Below are 15,112 nucleotides of genomic sequence, written 5' to 3' on the forward strand. Positions count from 1 at the left end.
AGGCCACCGGCTCAGTCGCGCGGGTCGTGCGGGTCGAGCCCGAGCAGCGGGAAGACCGCCTTGCGGGTGGCGGCGATCGCCCGGTCCACGGAGGTCGGCTCGCCGGTCGGCTGCCACGGCTCGTACCCCGGGTCGACGTCGTCGGTCATCCGCAGCGGGATCTCCCGGCCGGGCAGCCGCTTGGCGACCAGTTCCCGCCAGGCCGGCGGGGTCAGGGTGGCCGGCGCGATCGGGTCGCCGCCGGCGATCGCCAGCAGGTGGGTCCACGCCCGGGGCACCACCTCGGCCAGCGCGTACCCGCCGCCGCCGGTGGCGACCCAGCGACCTTCGCAGAGCTCGTCGGCGAGCGCCCGCAGGGCCAGGTAGGTGGCGCGCTGCCCGTCGACGGTGAGGTGCAGGTCGGCCAGCGGGTCCATCCGGTGCCCGTCCGCGCCGCACTGGGTCACCAGGATCTGCGGCCGGAACGCGCGCAGCACCGACGGCACGATCGCGTGGAAGGCGCGCTGCCAGCCGGCGTCGTCGATGCCGGGCGGCAGCGGCACGTTGACCGCGCTGCCCTCCGCGCCCGGACCGCCGGTCTCGTCGGGGAAACCGGTGCCGGGGAAGAGCGCCAGCGGGGTCTCGTGCAGGCTGACCGTGAGCACCCGCGGGTCCCGGTAGAACATCTCCTGCACGCCGTCGCCGTGGTGCACGTCCACGTCCACGTACGCGATCCGCTCGGCGCCCAGGTCGAGCAGGCGGGCGATGGCCACCGCCGGGTCGTTGTAGACGCAGAAGCCGGCGGCCCGGTCCGGCATGGCGTGGTGCAGCCCACCGGCCACGTTCACCGCGCGGCGGGCCTCACCCCGCCAGACCGCCTCGGCGGCGGCGACGCTGGCCCCGGCGATCAGCGCGCTGGACTCGTGCATTCCCTCGAAGGCGGGATTGTCGGAGGTGCCCAGCCCGTAGCCGGCGAAGAGCGGGTCGCGCGGCGCGGCCCGGACGGCGTCCAGGTAGTCCGGCTGGTGCACCCGGGTGAGCAGCGCGTCGTCGGCCGGCGTCGGCCGGACCAGGCGGACCCCGGGCCGGTCGAGGACACCCAACTCCCGGGCCAGCGCCATGGTCAGCTCGACCCGCACCGGGTCGAGCGGGTGCTCCCCCATGTCGTAGGCGAGCAGGGCCTCGTCCCACACCACCACCGTGTCGTCCGACATGGGATTATCGTCGCACGAGCGCCCGCCGCCCACCGCACGCGCTGCTCAGCGCTGTGGTGTCTCGCCGGTGGCCACCGGCCGGTCCGGGTCGGCCACCCAGTTGCTCCACGAGCCGACGTAGAGCGCGGCGTCCGGTCGCCCCGCCAGGTGCAGGGCGAGCACCGCTTGGGCGGCGGTCACCCCCGACCCGCAGTACGCCCCGACCGGCGTGCCCTCGGTCACCCCGGCGGCGGCGAACCGCTCGCGCAGCGCCTCGGCGGCCGGGAAGCGCCCCTCGGTGACGTACTCCGGGGCGGGCAGGTTCACCGCGCCCGGCACGTGCCCGGCGACGGGGTCGATCGGCTCGGTCTCGCCCCGGTAGCGAGGCGCGGCCCGGACGTCGAGGAGGACGCCTTCGTCGGCGGCGGCGAGCGCCGCCGCGGCGGCGGTGTCCAGCACCGGCAGCGCGCCGGGGCGGACGGTCACGTCACCCGGGGGCGGGGCGGGCGCCTCGGTGGAAATGGGCAGGCCGGCGGCGAGCCAGGCCGGCCACCCGCCGTGCAGCAGCCGTACCGGTCGGTGCCCGACCCAGCGCAGGGTCCACCAGGCGCGGGCGGCGGCCATGCCGTCGCCGCCGTCGTACACGACGACGGGGTGACCGGCGCGGACGCCGGCGGCCCGCAGCACGGCCTGCAGGGCGGCCGGGTCGGGCAGCGGGTGCCGGCCGGCGGCGCCGGGCGGCCCGCAGAGCGCGGTGTCCAGGTCGACGAAGACCGCGCCGGGCAGGTGACCTGCGGCGTAGTCCTCGCGGCCGGGCGGCCCGGTCAGCCGCCAGCGCACGTCGAGCAGGGTGGGCGGGTCGGGCTCGGCGAGCGCGGCGACGAGCTGCTCGGCCTCGATCAGCGGCTCCTCAGTTCCGGACATGGCGACCAGTCAACACCATCCGGGCAGCGACCTGGCGGTTCGGCACCGGCCATTGTCGGGGCTGCGGGGTAGCATCGTGCACCGGAGGGCTGACGTGAAACACGATTTGGTCGACACGACCGAGATGTACCTTCGCACCATCCTCGAGCTCGAGGAGGAGGGTGTGCCGCCGCTGCGCGCGCGGATCGCCGAACGGCTGCGCCAGAGCGGGCCCACCGTCAGCCAGACCGTCGCCCGGATGGAGCGCGACGGGCTGCTCACCGTCGAGGGCGACCGGCACCTGACGCTGACCCCGCAGGGTCGCAACAGCGCCGTGTCCGTGATGCGCAAGCACCGCCTCGCCGAGCTGCTGCTGGTCAACGTCATCGGGATGCCCTACGAGGAGGCCCACGAGGAGGCCTGCCGGTGGGAGCACGTGATGAGCGACGCCGTGGAGAAGCGGGTCTACGACCTGCTCAACCGACCCACCCGCTCGCCGTACGGCAACCCGATCCCGGGGCTGGAGGAGCTGGGCTCACCGGAGCCCGAGGCCGACACGGTCGAGGGTGAGCGCAACCTGGCCTTCCCCGGCCTCTCCGGGACGGTCGTGGTCCGCCGGATCTGCGAGAGCGTGCAGACCGACGCCGACGTGCTGCGCCAGCTGCACGCCGCCGGCGTCGACCCGGGCGCCACGGTCACCGTCGCGCAGGAGCGGGACGGGGTGTTCATCGACCGCTCGGGCGAGCGGGTCCGGCTGCCCCGCGAGGTCGCCTCGCGGGTCTTCGTCGCCGCGTACTGACGGCTCGGGCCGCCTGCTCTCCGGGGTGACTGCCTCGGTCCGCGCGGGCGGCCCGCTTCCCTGACGCGCCCTGCCCCGAGCCTCACCTGGCCCGGGTGTTGATCTTCTTCGCCAGGGCGACCAGCTTGCCGGTCAGCTCCTCGGCCTCGGCCTTCGGTGCGCCACGCTCACACGTCCACTGCAGGGTGGCCAACCGGTCCTCGGTGGCCAGCCAGCCGACCTCGGCGACCGGACCCTGCTTCGCCGTCTTGCCCAGGGTGCGGCGGTAGGCGACCTGGCCCAGCTTCGACACCTTCGTCGTCCCCCCGGGCAGCACGTCCGCGTTGAAGGTGGCGACGTCGATCGAGGTGTCGGTGACGGTCAGCGTCAGCTCGGGCAGGGTGGCCCCCTCGGCGCGGACCACGCAGGTGTGGGTGTCGCCCTTGTCGCTGGCGGCGGCCACGTCGAACCGGACGCCGGTGATCTCCTCGATCACCGCGAAGTCCAGCAGCCGGCACGCGCCACCCGATGACGCGGCGGCCACCTCCACCGTCACCGGGTCCACCGCTGGCACGGCCACCGGTCGGGGCTGGGCGCCGCAGCCGGTGGTCAGCAGGACGGCTGAGGCGGTGAGCCAGATCCGCGCGTGCACGGGGAACCTCCGCGGTCGTCGGCGGGGGCCCGCCGGATATCCGTCGGACACCGTACGGGCAACCCGTGCCGACGCGAAAGTCCTTCGGGGCGCACCCGAGGCCGGCCCTCGTCGAGGGTCGCGGTCCGCGACCACGACGTCACGCCGACTCTTCAGGCGGGAGGCAGGTCGCGCATCCGCCGCAGTGGGGAGCAGACCACGAAGAGCGCCGCGCTCCACATCCCCAGCGTCGTCACGACCAGCGCCGGTCGCAGCCCCCACTGGCTGCCCAGCGTCCCGCCGAAGAGCGCGCCGAGCGGCACCACCCCGAAGCAGATCCACAGGAACGAGGCGTTGACCCGGCCGAGCAGTTCCGGCGGGGTGATGCGCTGCCGGTACGACAGGATGGCGACGTTGAACAGCACCGCGTTGGCGGAGAACGCGGCGAGGCCGACGGCGTAGAGCGCCAGGCCCCACCCGGGCCGGGCCAGCGGCACCAGCAGGTAGAGCGGCCCCGGCGCCGCCATCGCGACCCAGATCACCCGCGCCGAGCCGATCCACCGGGAGAGCCGGTCGGCCAACGCGCCGCTGACCAGCCCGCCCACCGCGCCGAGGGAGAAGACCAACCCGACCACCGCCGGGGCGGCGCCCAGCTCCCGCACCAGGTAGGTGACCTCCAGCGAACTGGTCGCCATGGCGAAGAAGTTGGACGTGGTGCAGCAGGCCAGGATCCGTACCAGGATCGGCTGCCGGCGGACGAACCCCAGCCCCTCGGTGAGGGCGACCCGCACCGGCACCCGATCGCCGGTGGCGGGTCGGGCGGCGGTCGGCTGCCGGATCAGCAGCAGCGTCACCGCGCTGACCACGAAGGCCAGCGCGGTGCCGAGGAAGGTCCGCGCCGCGCCCACGAGCCCGGTCAGCGCCCCACCGACCATCGGCCCGACCAGTTGGGCCCCGTCCTGGCTGACGGCGAGCCGGGAGTTGCCCTCGACGAGTTGGCCCGCCGGCACGAGCCGGGGCACGGTGCTTTTGTACGCCACGGTGAACAGCACCGTCAGCACGCCGGAGAGCCCGACCACGACGTACAGGAAGGGCAGGGTGAGGCGGCCGACCAGGGCGACCACCGGCAGCGACAGCAGCAGCGCGGCGCGGCCGAGGTCGCAGGCGACCATCAGCCGCCGCGGGTCGACCCGGTCCGCGAGCAGGCCGGCGGGGAGCGAGAAGATCAGGTACGGCAGCCACGCCAGGAAGGTCAGCAGGGAGACCTGGAACACGCTCGCACGCAGGGTGTCGGCGGCGAGCAGCGGTACCGCCACCCCGGAGATCCGGGTGCCGACCTCGCTGACCGTCTGACCGCCCCAGAGCAGGGCGAAGTCCCGGCTGCGCCAGAGCGGCTCGGGGCGGGGCCGCACCAGCGTGGCGGCCTCCGGATGCCGAGTCACGGGTCACCACTTTCCAGCGGCAGGACGGCCCACGAGGCCGGCACCGAACCGGCGGCTCGGCCGACCCAACCTAGGCGGCGCCACCGGTGCGGGCACCCGAATATCGCCTGGCCGGCGGTCAGTCGTCGACGTACGGGCAGTGCCGGCAGCCGCGCCCGCAGCAGGTGCCCCGGCGGGCCAGGAAGCCGGCGCTGAGCACGAAGAGCCCGCTGGCTGGGTCGAGGTAGCCGGCCTCACCGGCGGCGAGCGCGGCGGCGTGGGCCGCGAGGATCCGCTCCCGGTCGGGGTGCTCCGGCGGCAGCCGGGACGGGTGCGGCTCGGTCAACGATCGGTCCGCCAACGGTCGCCGCTCTGCACCCACCGGCGCAGTCTACGGAGCCGTCCGCCGCCTCCGGCACGCGTCACCCGCCGGGGCCAGCACGGTCACCTGCCCGGTTGTCCGGTCCCGGCGAGCGCCCGACGGGAGTGGACCCGGGACATACCGGCCGACCTGACCGATCGTGTCGTAGGGCTGCGGAATGCTGGACGCCGACGGGGGTTCGACTGTGGAAGGACGGCAGATGCGGAAGATCGTCGTACACCTGAGCGTGTCGCTCGACGGGTTCTTCGAGGGCCCCGGCGGCAGCCTCGACTGGCACCAGGTCGACGACGAGCTGCACCGGCACTTCAACGCCGAGCTGCGCACCATGGGCGGCTTCCTCAACGGGCGTCGCAGCTACCAGCTGATGGCCGAATTCTGGCCGACCGCCGACCGGGACCCGGCCAGCACCGCCCCGGTGGTGGAGTTCGCCGGCATCTGGCGGGACATGCCGAAGATCGTCTACTCCCGGACGCTGGACACGGTCGACTGGAACGCCACCCTGGTCCGGGACGTCGTACCCGACGAGGTACGGCGGCTCAAGGCCGAGCCGGGCGGCGACCTGGCCCTCGGCGGGGCGGACCTGCTCAGCACCTTCCTGCGGCACGACCTGGTCGACGAGTACCGGCTCTACGTCCACCCGGTCGTGCTCGGCGGCGGCCGCCAGCTCTTCCCCGCGTCGGGCGACCGGCAGCCGCTGCGCCTGACCGGGACCCGCACCTTCGGCAACGGCGTCGTCCTGCTGCGGCACGAGCGCGCCCGGGACTGACGCCGACCGGCGCGCCCAGGCCCGCCGGCGGCACCGGCGGGACCTACTGCGCATCGGCGGGGGCGGCGCAGGTAAGGCGTTGGCTTTCCGGTCGGCCCGGCCTATGGTGGCCGGATGCGTCTGTCCGGGCAGCAGGAGAGGACCGCCGTCAGCACGACGGCGGCGCCTGCTGCTGTCCGCCGGCCTGCCCTTGCAGTCACCGTGGCGACCCGCGTCGTGCGAGTCGCCGTCGCGCCGTCGCGCGCCGGCTCGGTCGCCCCCGGACTGCCGAGCCCCGCCGGACGTAGCCCTCCTGGACCGGTACACACCACGTGAACGGCCACCAGGGCGAAGCTTCCACAGCTTCGGCCCTTTTTTCTTTTTCCGAGGAGCTACGCCATGACCACGCACACCCAGCCGGGCCGGCAGAACTGGATCGACGAACTGCGGTCGACCCTGACGTCCGACTTCGAGATGCACACCGCCCGGCTGACCGAACTCACCGCCGACACCGGTGATCCGGCCGAGGCCCACACCCGGGACGCGCTGCTCGCCGCGACCCGGCAGAGCCTGGAACAGATCACCGGGGCGCTGCGGCGCATCGCCGAGGGCCGGTACGGGATCTGCGAGCGGTGCGCCGGGCCGATCCCCCGGGAACGCCTGGAGGTGCTCCCGCACGCCCGCTTCTGCGTGCCCTGCCAGCAGAAGCAGCGCTGACGTACGGGGCGTGGGCTGCCGCACCGACGCGGCAGCCCCGCTCGTCCGGATTCGGCCGCTGCGGGGCCCGGAGAGTCCGGGTCAGCCGAACCAGGTCATCGCCTGTCCGTGCGAGCGGGTCCAGGCGAGCGGCCGTCCGTCGAGCGCCAGCACGTTGTACAGCGCCTCGCCCGGCGGCTCCGGCAGCCCGTCGTGGGCCAGCACCTCCGGGGCCTCGTTCGAGATCCAGTGGCCGGGCAGCCCGCGTACCTGCTCGGTGAACGCCTGCCGCCGCGGGGCCGGCACCTGGTAGAGCACGGAGGTGTGGAACACCACCAGCGTCGCCCCGGCCGGCGCCCACGCTGCCAGCGCCGGCAGGTCGTCCACCAGGTCGCCGCGGACCAGCAGCGGCGGCTCGGCCGCGGCGACGGCCGCCGCCGACCGGAGCCGGGCTCGGCGGTGCTCGTGCTCCGGCCAGATGAGGGCGTCGAGCCAGTCGACGTCGGCGGGATCGGTCACGTCGAGCGGATTCAGGTCCAGGCCGGCCCGCCACACCACCTCCGGTAGGCGGCTCGGCGGCGGCGTTCCGGTGGCCGCGCACTCGCAGACCGGTTCGCCCGCGCCGAGCAGGTGCTCGCCGTAGCGGTAGGCGTACCGGTCGGGGTAGAGACAGAGCCCGGCAGAGGCGCCGACCTCCAGCAGCGCGAGCGGCTGCGGCAACGCGGCGAGCACCGGCAGCAGCACGGCACACCGCCCCGGCTCGTTGGTCTGAGTGGCCCGGGTGCGCAGCTCCGCCTCGACCGCCGACCAGTTCGCCACCGTGAAGTCGCGGAACGCGGCCGGGTCGGCGACCGGCCCGCCGAGCCACCGCACGACGCCGAACAGCAGATTCGGCTGCCGCTTGTCCGGCGGCAGCGTGCCGAGCAGGGCGAGCAGTTCCTCGTCGCGCGAGACGGCGAGGGCCAGGCGCTCGTACCCGGGCGACACCCCGCGCGTCTCACGCGCGGCGAACTCGGCGTAGCTCGCGGCGATGGTCATGTTCCGATGATCGCAGTGCGGAAAGTGCGACGGGTGCTCGGCGTTGCCGGACTGAGCCTTCCGGCCGGGTTCACCCGCTCGGTCGAGGAGCCTTGGATTCCCTCCGTCGGCTGCGCAGCTCGTCGAGGTGCCGCTCCTGATGCTGGCGGACCATCGCCTCCCAGGCTTCCTGGTCGTCGTCCGGTTCCGGCGGGATCCACCGGTGCGAGCCGTCGCTGTAGTGGAACCGCTCGTCGCCGCCCCGGATCACGCTCACCGGACCCAGCCCAGGAACCGCCGGTGCAGCAGGCCGGCCGGCATCCAGGTCAGGTCCTCGGCCGCCCACACCAGGTAGGACCCCATGTACAGGGCGAGCGACACCGGAGCACCCTCGAACTCGGCGCGCAACTCCCGGCGCCGCGTCGCGCAGGGCCACGGGCCGCCGCAGCCGCCGCAGCTCCAGATCGGCAGGATCGGGCCGTGCGTCGTCACGGCAGGCCGTCCAGGAAGCGCCGGGTGGCGACGCGTGCACGCCAGCGGACCGCCCATTCCGCCTGATAGCAGGGGTACGGAGCCAGCCGGGCCCACCACGACCGGCAGCCGGCGCACAGGCCGTCGACGCCGGGCAGGTGCACCGACAGGATCCGGCCAACCTGGCGCTCCGTCATGGGTGTTCCTCCCCCGGCCAGTGGCCTCGACGAATCGGGATGCGGTGCCTGGTGCGGCAGGGCAACTCCGCGCCGCAACGCAGGTGCGGCGCCACCGCCGCCACGACCACACCGGACGGTGCCGACGCGCCAGCGTGAGGGCGACCGCGAGCAGGTACTCGTCGTACGACACGCGCCGCCGCATCTCCGACCATCCTCGGACGGGTTGTCAATCTGTAAGTGACGATTGTACAGCAGAAGGCGCGCCTACGTTCAGCCCGTGAGGCGACCGCGCTTGTACGGACCCGGCGAGTTGGCCGCTCTGTTCGGTGTGTCGCGTCAGCGGGTTCTGCAGATCACCCGCAGGCCTGGCTTCCCGGAGCCCGTCGCCCGCTTGATCGGCATGACCGTCTGGGATGCCGACGAGGTGGACGAGTGGGCACGCCACAACCGCCCACCCCGCCCTACCGACGGCGAGGAAGACCGCTGATCAGGACGTTCCTACGGCGGAAAGCCAACGAGCGCCTTCCGCTTGGGAAGCTGCGACAGCGGTGGCGCCCACTGCCGTAAGAGTCGGCGCGAACGGCGGAATCACTTCTCCATAAGCGCCTCATCAGGAAGCCGGTCTTGGCCGGAGGCCTGCGAGTCAGCGCAGTTCGACCTCGATTCCATCCTCGGTGAGCCACCGGAGAAGTTGCTCGAACGAGGTGGCCGCGGCCGCTTCGCCCTGGCCGGCGGCACTGTTCAAGTGCGTTCGCGCCACTCCGGCGTCGTGCCAGACGAGGCGAAACGGCCAGACGGCACCCCACCCGCCGGTCACACACTCGGAGAGCGCATCGGCGTTCCAGCCGAAGTAGCCGCCTGGACGGTTGATGGCCTCGCCGATGGCGCAGTAGAAGCCTTCGAGGTCGGTGATGTCGCGGCCGTCGAGGTGATAGGTGCTGCCGGCCGGATTGTCGGGGCGGTCGTGCCGGTGATGGGCCAGTGCCGCCCCGGACCATTGGTGCCGAAGTTCGCGGTCGTAGCCTGCCCACAGGCCCGGCTCGGTTGGGCGGCCGGCACGCCAGAGATCCCAGATCCGCCGCGCACCGCTGGGCATGGGATCGACGATTGCGGTGTCGAAGGTGACGTCGAGCAGACCGCGACCCAGCGTCGAGGGGCGGACGCCTGTCACCGACGCTTGGAGGTGGGCACCGATCACGGGGGTCGCGACGCCGTCCTCGGCCACGCTGTGGAGGGAGGCGGTGATCCGGCGGCGGTGGGAAGCGCCACCGGGATTTCCGGCGCCTCGGGCCAACGCGTCCAGCGCACGGTGCAGCGATGGCTGGGGCAGGCATCCAAGCAGCGTCGCTGTGTGCCGCAGACGGCGTATCGACGAACACGCCTTCGATGTCGGCGCAGATGGCGACCGCCACGTCCGACTCCCCCATGGAACCTTCATCGACCAGCACCCAGCGAAGCGTCACCGGCTCGTCCCAACGCCATCGCCGGTCCGTCGGAGCCAGCCCGTCATCGGTCACGTGGATTCCTCGCCAGGATGAGCGCGGCCGAGCCGACGCGTCGGTACTCGATCCAGGCGGAAAGTCGGCGGGCGTGGGCGATGGTCGTGTCCATCACGCGGCCGTCGACCAGGATGGACGGGCTGTCGATGTCTCGATGTGCAGCGGCGGCTCGCCGAGCACCGGCTCAAGCAGATCGTGGTCGACGGAACGGGGCGGGACAACGTTCACCGACACGCCTACCCCTCTCCGGCTGCACTCATACGCCCAATGACGAGATGCCTCCCGCCCGGATTCGGGCGGGAGGCATTCGTTGTAGAGCCCACCAGGGGAGAAGTCAACCGGTGATTCCTCTTAGGAGTTACTCACCGAAGACATGCATGAGCTTCCCGGTGTCAGCTGCAGCCGCTGGTGGAGCCGCAGCCCTCGCAGACGTAGCAGCTACCGGCGGGGCGCATCTTCGTGCCGCAGGTGAAGCAGAGCGGCGCGTCGGCCGCCTTGCCGATCACCGCCTCCAGCAGCTCGGTGGAGGAGCCCACCGCCGGCGCCGGCTTGGCGGCGGCGACGTCGGCGACCTCCTGGGCCGGCTGGGCGACCGGACCGGTCTTCGTCTCCGGCGACTCCACCGGCGCGGAGGACGCCATGGCGGTGAGGTCGGTGCCGGCGCTCTCCGCCTCGGCCTCGGCCCGCAGCTGGGCGGCCCGCTCCTGGGCGGTGAAGATGCCCAGCTCCGCGCGGCGCTCGTACGGCAGGAAGTCCAGGGCCAGGCGACGGAAGATGTAGTCCATCACCGAGGCGGCCATCCGCACGTCCGGGTCGTCGGTCATGCCGGCCGGCTCGAAGCGCATGTTGGTGAACTTGCTGACGAACGTCTCCAGCGGCACGCCGTACTGGAGGCCGATCGAGATGGCCACCGAGAAGGCGTCCATCACGCCGGCCAGGGTCGAGCCCTGCTTGGACATCTTGAGGAAGACCTCGCCGAGGCCGTCGTCCGGGTAGGACGACGCGGTGAGGTAGCCCTCGGCCCCGCCGACGGAGAAGCTGACCGTCTCCGACGGGCGCTTCTTCGGCAGCCGCTTGCGCACCGGCCGGTACTCGACGACCTTCTCGACCGCCGGGGCGGCGGTCTCGACGGCGGCCGGGGCCGACTCGACGGCCTTGTTCGGCTTGGCCACCGACAGCGGCTGGCCGACCTTGCAGTTGTCCCGGTAGATCGCCAGGGCCTTGAGGCCGAGCTTCCAGCCCTCGAAGTAGATCTTCTCGACGTCCTCGACGGTGGCCTGCTCCGGCATGTTGACCGTCTTGGAGATGGCGCCGGAGATGAACGGCTGGACCGCCGCCATCATCCGCACGTGTCCCATCGGGGCGATGGAGCGCTCGCCCATCGCGCAGTCGAAGACCGGGTAGTGCTCCGGCTTGAGGCCGGGGGCGTCCACCACGTGGCCGTGGTCGGCGATGTGCTCGACGATCGCCTCGACCTGCTCCTCGGGGTACCCGAGGCTGCGCAGGGCGCGCGGCACGGTCTGGTTGACGATCTGCATGGAACCGCCGCCGACCAGCTTCTTGAACTTGACCAGCGCCAGGTCCGGCTCGACGCCGGTGGTGTCGCAGTCCATCATCAGGCCGATGGTGCCGGTCGGGGCGAGCACGCTGGCCTGCGAGTTGCGCCAGCCGAACTTGTCACCGACCTTGTTGCCCTCGGTCCACTGCTTGGTGGCCTCCCGCTGGATCGCGGTGGCGACCGTGCCGGCCGGCTTGATCGCGTCGTTGGCCGCGGCGTGCTTGCGCATGACCCGCTTGTGCGGCTCGGCGTTGCGGGCGTAGCCCTCGTACGCGCCGACGATGCCGGCCAGCTCGGCCGAGCGGCGGTACGCGGTGCCGGTCATCAGCGAGGTGATCGCCGCGGCGACCGACCGGCCCTGCTCCGAGTCGTACGGCAGGCCCGACGCCATCAGCAGCGCGCCCAGGTTGGCGTAGCCGATGCCGAGCTGCCGGTAGGCGCGGGTGGTCTCGCCGATCTTCTCGGTCGGGAAGTCGGCGAAGCAGATCGAGATGTCCATCGCGGTGATGACGAACTCGACCGACCGGACGAACTTCTCCACCTCGAAGCCGCCGTCGGCGCGGAGGAACTTCATCAGGTTGAGCGAGGCCAGGTTGCACGAGGAGTTGTCCAGGTGCAGGTACTCCGAGCACGGGTTCGACGCGGTGATCCGCCCGGTCTCCGGGCAGGTGTGCCAGTCGTTGATGGTGTCGTCGTACTGCAGGCCGGGGTCGGCGCACTCCCAGGCGGCCTGGGAGATGGTGCGGAACAGCTTCTTGGCGTCGATCGTCTCGATGGTCTGCCCGTCGAGCCGGCCGCGCAGGTCGAAGCCGCCGCCGTTCTCCACCGCGGTCATGAACTCGTCGGAGACCCGGACCGAGTTGTTGGCGTTCTGGTACTGCACGCTGACGATGTCGGCGCCGCCCAGGTCCATGTCGAAGCCGGCGTCCCGCAGCGCGCGGATCTTGTCCTCCTCGCGCGCCTTGGTGACCACGAACTCCTCGATGTCCGGGTGGTCCACGTCGAGGATGACCATCTTGGCCGCGCGCCGGGTGGCGCCGCCGGACTTGATGGTCCCGGCGGAGGCGTCGGCGCCGCGCATGAAGCTGACCGGGCCGGAGGCGGTGCCGCCGGAGGAGAGCAGCTCGCGGGAGGAACGGATCCGGGACAGGTTGACGCCGGAGCCGGAGCCGCCCTTGAAGATCAGCCCCTCCTCCTTGTACCAGTCCAGGATGGAGTCCATCGAGTCGTCGACCGCGAGGATGAAGCAGGCGCTGACCTGCTGCGGCGACGGGGTGCCGACGTTGAACCAGACCGGGGAGTTGAAGCTGAACACCTGGTGCAGCAGCATCCAGGTCAGCTCGTGCGCGAAGACCTCGGCGTCCGCCGCGGTGGCGAAGTAGCCGTGCTCCTCACCGGCCTTGCGGTACGTGGTGACCACCCGGTCGATCAGCTGCTTGAGCGACCACTCGCGCTCCGGGGTCCCCACCGCGCCCCGGAAGTACTTGGTGGTCACGATGTTGGCCGCGTTGACGCTCCAGGACTCGGGGAACTCCACCCCGCGCTGCTCGAAGTTGATCGAGCCGTCCCGCCAGTTCGTCATCACGACGTCGCGGCGCTCCCACGCCACCTCGTCGTAGGGGTGCACGCCCTCGGTCGTCCAGACCCGCTGCACCTTGAGCCCGGTCACCGCGCCGTTCTTCGCTGCCCGCGACCGGCTGGCTGTCACGCCGTCCCCCGCCATCTCATCCGCCCCCTCGTCTGCGCGGTCACCCACCGCGCGTCGTTCATCTGTCAGAAACTCGAAAATCAACTGGTCCGGCCGGCGGCCTCGACCGCGTCGGCGCGGGCGCGGGCGGCGGCCCGCAGCGTCTCGATCTCGCGCTCGAAGTCGGCGAGCGAGTCGAAGGACCGGTAGACGCTGGCGAAGCGGAGGTAGGCCACCTCGTCCAGGTCCCGCAGCGGGCCCAGGATCGCCAACCCCACCTCGTGGCTCGGGATCTCGGCGGCCCCCTTCGCCCGCACGGTCTCCTCGACCTTCTGCGCCAGCAGCGCGATCGAGTCCTCGTCGACCGGCCGGCCCTGGCACGCCTTGCGCACCCCGCCGATGATCTTCGTCCGGCTGAACGGCTCGGTCACCCCGCTGCGCTTGACCACCGCGAGCACGGCCTCCTCGACCGTGGTGAACCGCTTGCCGCACTCCGGGCAGGAGCGGCGACGACGGATGAGCTGCCCGTCGTCGGCCTCCCGCGAGTCGACCACTCGGGAGTCGGCGTGTCGGCAGTACGGACACCGCATAACCTGACCTCCTTGATCGACCGTGGGCGCCCGCCGACCGTCTCCGGGCACGCGTCGGCCCGGCGGGACCACCGTCGGTGGCCGTCGCCGTCGTCGACGGTACGGGAGTGCGGTCGGTAGTCGAACCCAACCTGTAGGCAACTTACGCCCGTGTGACTACTACATCTAGGGGTCGACCGTATGCCGCCGACGAGCAGTGGTCAAGTTGGCGGCGTGTCCGGCGCGTCACCTGAAAAACCACCTGCGCGCCGCCCGCCGACATCCCCAACGGCACGGCACGCGGGAGGTTACCGCCCGTCCGGGCGGGACACGGGAAACGGACGGGCATCGCGAAAGCACCTGGCGAGTCGAACAGGAGTTCGACGACGACGTACCATTTATCAGAACGCGCGTTCGAGTTTCCAGCATTACCGTGCCGACACGCCGGCGGCAGGTCGTACAGATGTTTGAAAATGACCGATCCCACCTATACGGTCATGAACAACCGGGCGCGTCGCACGACGTCGGGCCCGGCGCCCGCAACACCCCCGCACGCACCACGAGCCGCCAAGGCACCCAGCGCCGACCAGGGAGGACGGACGTGACCGAGGACCGGGCCAGCCGGCCGAAGAACCCGCAGCAGATCGCCGAGGCGGGTCCGCCGGCCACTCGGCGCCCCCGCCCCGCCCGCAGTCGGACGGGGCAGCCGGCCGTGCGCGCGGTCACCCCGGTGGTCAGCAGCTTCCCCGACCCGGCCACGGTCGACCTCACCGCCCGGCAGCGCCGGATCCTGGAGTTCATCCGCAGCTGGGTCGAGCGGCAGGGCTACCCGCCGAGCGTGCGCGAGATCGGCGAGGCGGTCGGGCTGGTCTCCCCGTCGAGCGTCGCCTACCAGCTCAAGGAGCTGGAGAAGAAGGGCTTCCTGCGCCGCGACCCCAACCGGCCGCGCGCGGTGGACGTCCGGGCCCCCAGCGACGCCGTCGACGACGAGCTGAGCCGCTCCCAGCGGCCCACCCCGGCGTACGTGCCGATGCTGGGCCGGATCGCCGCCGGTGGGCCGATCCTGGCCGAGCAGGCGGTGGAGGACATCTTCCCCCTCCCGCGCGAGCTGGTCGGCGAGGGCGAGGTCTTCATGCTCCAGGTCAAGGGCGACTCGATGCTCGACGCGGCGATCTGCGACGGCGACTGGGTGGTGGTCCGGCAGCAGCCGACCGCCGACTCCGGTGAGATCGTGGCCGCCATGCTCGACGGCGAGGCGACCGTCAAGACCTACCGGCGGCGGGACGGGCACGTCTGGCTGATGCCGCAGAACCCGGCCTTCGACCCGATTCCCGGCGACGACGCCACCATCATGGGCCGGGTCGTCGCGGTGCTGCGCCGGATCTGACCCCACACGCACCCGAC

General features: G+C 72.4%; 17 protein-coding genes. 5 read left to right on the forward strand and 12 right to left on the reverse strand.

Annotation, left to right across the window (positions count from 1 at the left end; all coding sequences use genetic code 11):
* Window positions 1–11 precede the first annotated feature (11 nt).
* Window positions 12–1,193: an acetoin utilization protein AcuC gene (locus tag ACTMS9_RS18160; RefSeq protein WP_441144262.1), complete on the reverse strand. Its 1,182-nt coding sequence runs from the start codon at window positions 1,191–1,193 to the stop codon at window positions 12–14.
* Window positions 1,194–1,238: 45 nt separating this feature from the next.
* Window positions 1,239–2,096: a sulfurtransferase gene (locus tag ACTMS9_RS18165; RefSeq protein WP_441165539.1), complete on the reverse strand. Its 858-nt coding sequence runs from the start codon at window positions 2,094–2,096 to the stop codon at window positions 1,239–1,241.
* Window positions 2,097–2,190: 94 nt separating this feature from the next.
* Between ACTMS9_RS18165 and ACTMS9_RS18170 the strand changes: the two genes are divergently transcribed.
* Window positions 2,191–2,874 carry a metal-dependent transcriptional regulator gene (locus ACTMS9_RS18170; RefSeq protein WP_357610804.1) on the forward strand — a complete coding sequence of 228 codons (684 nt, stop codon included), beginning with the start codon at window positions 2,191–2,193 and terminating at the stop codon, window positions 2,872–2,874.
* An 82-nt stretch (window positions 2,875–2,956) separates the two neighbouring features.
* Here the strand turns inward: ACTMS9_RS18170 and ACTMS9_RS18175 are convergent, their stop codons facing one another.
* From ACTMS9_RS18175 to ACTMS9_RS18185, 3 genes are all read right to left on the reverse strand, one after another.
* A complete protein-coding gene (locus ACTMS9_RS18175) occupies window positions 2,957–3,505 on the reverse strand; it encodes a hypothetical protein (RefSeq protein WP_441165540.1) in 549 nt (182 codons plus the stop codon).
* 152 nt (window positions 3,506–3,657) lie between these two features.
* The gene (locus ACTMS9_RS18180; protein WP_441144268.1) at window positions 3,658–4,926 is read right to left on the reverse strand and encodes an MFS transporter; all 1,269 of its coding nucleotides are present in this window, start codon (window positions 4,924–4,926) and stop codon (window positions 3,658–3,660) included.
* A gap of 118 nt (window positions 4,927–5,044) precedes the next feature.
* Window positions 5,045–5,287, reverse strand: a complete 243-nt coding sequence (locus ACTMS9_RS18185) for a DUF5522 domain-containing protein (RefSeq protein WP_441144270.1) — start codon at window positions 5,285–5,287, stop codon at window positions 5,045–5,047.
* Between the two features lie 199 nt (window positions 5,288–5,486).
* On the opposite strand from ACTMS9_RS18185, the gene ACTMS9_RS18190 reads away from it, so the two are divergent.
* Window positions 5,487–6,053: a dihydrofolate reductase family protein gene (locus ACTMS9_RS18190; RefSeq protein ID WP_441144272.1), complete on the forward strand. Its 567-nt coding sequence runs from the start codon at window positions 5,487–5,489 to the stop codon at window positions 6,051–6,053.
* 378 nt (window positions 6,054–6,431) lie between these two features.
* Window positions 6,432–6,749 carry a TraR/DksA family transcriptional regulator gene (locus tag ACTMS9_RS18195; protein WP_441165541.1) on the forward strand — a complete coding sequence of 106 codons (318 nt, stop codon included), beginning with the start codon at window positions 6,432–6,434 and terminating at the stop codon, window positions 6,747–6,749.
* A gap of 81 nt (window positions 6,750–6,830) precedes the next feature.
* Here ACTMS9_RS18195 and ACTMS9_RS18200 read toward each other — a convergent pair whose 3' ends face one another.
* The 4 genes from ACTMS9_RS18200 to ACTMS9_RS18215 form a co-directional block, all read right to left on the reverse strand.
* Window positions 6,831–7,766: a DUF2332 domain-containing protein gene (locus tag ACTMS9_RS18200; RefSeq protein ID WP_441165542.1), complete on the reverse strand. Its 936-nt coding sequence runs from the start codon at window positions 7,764–7,766 to the stop codon at window positions 6,831–6,833.
* Window positions 7,767–7,836: 70 nt separating this feature from the next.
* Window positions 7,837–8,022, reverse strand: a complete 186-nt coding sequence (locus tag ACTMS9_RS18205; protein ID WP_441165543.1) for a hypothetical protein — start codon at window positions 8,020–8,022, stop codon at window positions 7,837–7,839.
* On the reverse strand, window positions 8,019–8,237 hold the full coding sequence (locus ACTMS9_RS18210; RefSeq protein ID WP_441165544.1) for a hypothetical protein: 219 nt from the start codon (window positions 8,235–8,237) through the stop codon (window positions 8,019–8,021). The genes ACTMS9_RS18205 and ACTMS9_RS18210 overlap by 4 nt, the downstream gene beginning before the upstream one ends.
* Entirely contained in the window at window positions 8,234–8,413 is a 180-nt protein-coding gene (locus tag ACTMS9_RS18215; RefSeq protein ID WP_441165545.1) for a hypothetical protein, read from the reverse strand. The genes ACTMS9_RS18210 and ACTMS9_RS18215 overlap by 4 nt, the downstream gene beginning before the upstream one ends.
* 292 nt (window positions 8,414–8,705) lie before the next feature.
* Between ACTMS9_RS18215 and ACTMS9_RS18220 the strand changes: the two genes are divergently transcribed.
* Window positions 8,706–8,882: a DNA-binding protein gene (locus tag ACTMS9_RS18220; RefSeq protein WP_247659340.1), complete on the forward strand. Its 177-nt coding sequence runs from the start codon at window positions 8,706–8,708 to the stop codon at window positions 8,880–8,882.
* 156 nt (window positions 8,883–9,038) lie between these two features.
* Here ACTMS9_RS18220 and ACTMS9_RS18225 read toward each other — a convergent pair whose 3' ends face one another.
* The 3 genes from ACTMS9_RS18225 to nrdR all read right to left on the reverse strand — a co-directional run bounded on the left by ACTMS9_RS18225 (window position 9,039) and on the right by nrdR (window position 13,729).
* Entirely contained in the window at window positions 9,039–9,620 is a 582-nt protein-coding gene (locus ACTMS9_RS18225; RefSeq protein WP_441165546.1) for a barstar family protein, read from the reverse strand.
* A gap of 666 nt (window positions 9,621–10,286) precedes the next feature.
* Entirely contained in the window at window positions 10,287–13,175 is a 2,889-nt protein-coding gene (locus ACTMS9_RS18230) for a vitamin B12-dependent ribonucleotide reductase (RefSeq protein WP_441165661.1), read from the reverse strand.
* 65 nt (window positions 13,176–13,240) lie between these two features.
* The gene (gene nrdR, locus ACTMS9_RS18235; RefSeq protein ID WP_154942834.1) at window positions 13,241–13,729 is read right to left on the reverse strand and encodes a transcriptional regulator NrdR; all 489 of its coding nucleotides are present in this window, start codon (window positions 13,727–13,729) and stop codon (window positions 13,241–13,243) included.
* A 580-nt stretch (window positions 13,730–14,309) separates the two neighbouring features.
* Between nrdR and lexA the strand changes: the two genes are divergently transcribed.
* Window positions 14,310–15,095, forward strand: coding sequence for a transcriptional repressor LexA (gene lexA / locus ACTMS9_RS18240; protein ID WP_154942833.1), 786 nt, complete (start codon window positions 14,310–14,312; stop codon window positions 15,093–15,095).
* Window positions 15,096–15,112 lie beyond the last annotated feature (17 nt).

The sequence above is a fragment of the Micromonospora sp. L31 genome (genome assembly GCF_052068075.1).
GTDB classification, from domain to species: Bacteria; Actinomycetota; Actinomycetes; order Mycobacteriales; family Micromonosporaceae; genus Micromonospora; species Micromonospora purpureochromogenes.

Coding starts and splice junctions, on each gene's coding strand:
- ACTMS9_RS18165 (WP_441165539.1), bottom strand. CDS start 2,096: ATGTCCGGAACTGAGGAGCCGCTGATCGAGGCCGAGCAGCTCGTCGCC.
- ACTMS9_RS18215 (WP_441165545.1), bottom strand. CDS start 8,413: ATGACGGAGCGCCAGGTTGGCCGGATCCTGTCGGTGCACCTGCCCGGC.
- nrdR (WP_154942834.1), bottom strand. CDS start 13,729: ATGCGGTGTCCGTACTGCCGACACGCCGACTCCCGAGTGGTCGACTCG.
- ACTMS9_RS18195 (WP_441165541.1), top strand. CDS start 6,432: ATGACCACGCACACCCAGCCGGGCCGGCAGAACTGGATCGACGAACTG.
- ACTMS9_RS18230 (WP_441165661.1), bottom strand. CDS start 13,175: ATGGCGGGGGACGGCGTGACAGCCAGCCGGTCGCGGGCAGCGAAGAAC.
- ACTMS9_RS18200 (WP_441165542.1), bottom strand. CDS start 7,766: ATGACCATCGCCGCGAGCTACGCCGAGTTCGCCGCGCGTGAGACGCGC.
- ACTMS9_RS18160 (WP_441144262.1), bottom strand. CDS start 1,193: ATGTCGGACGACACGGTGGTGGTGTGGGACGAGGCCCTGCTCGCCTAC.
- ACTMS9_RS18190 (WP_441144272.1), top strand. CDS start 5,487: ATGCGGAAGATCGTCGTACACCTGAGCGTGTCGCTCGACGGGTTCTTC.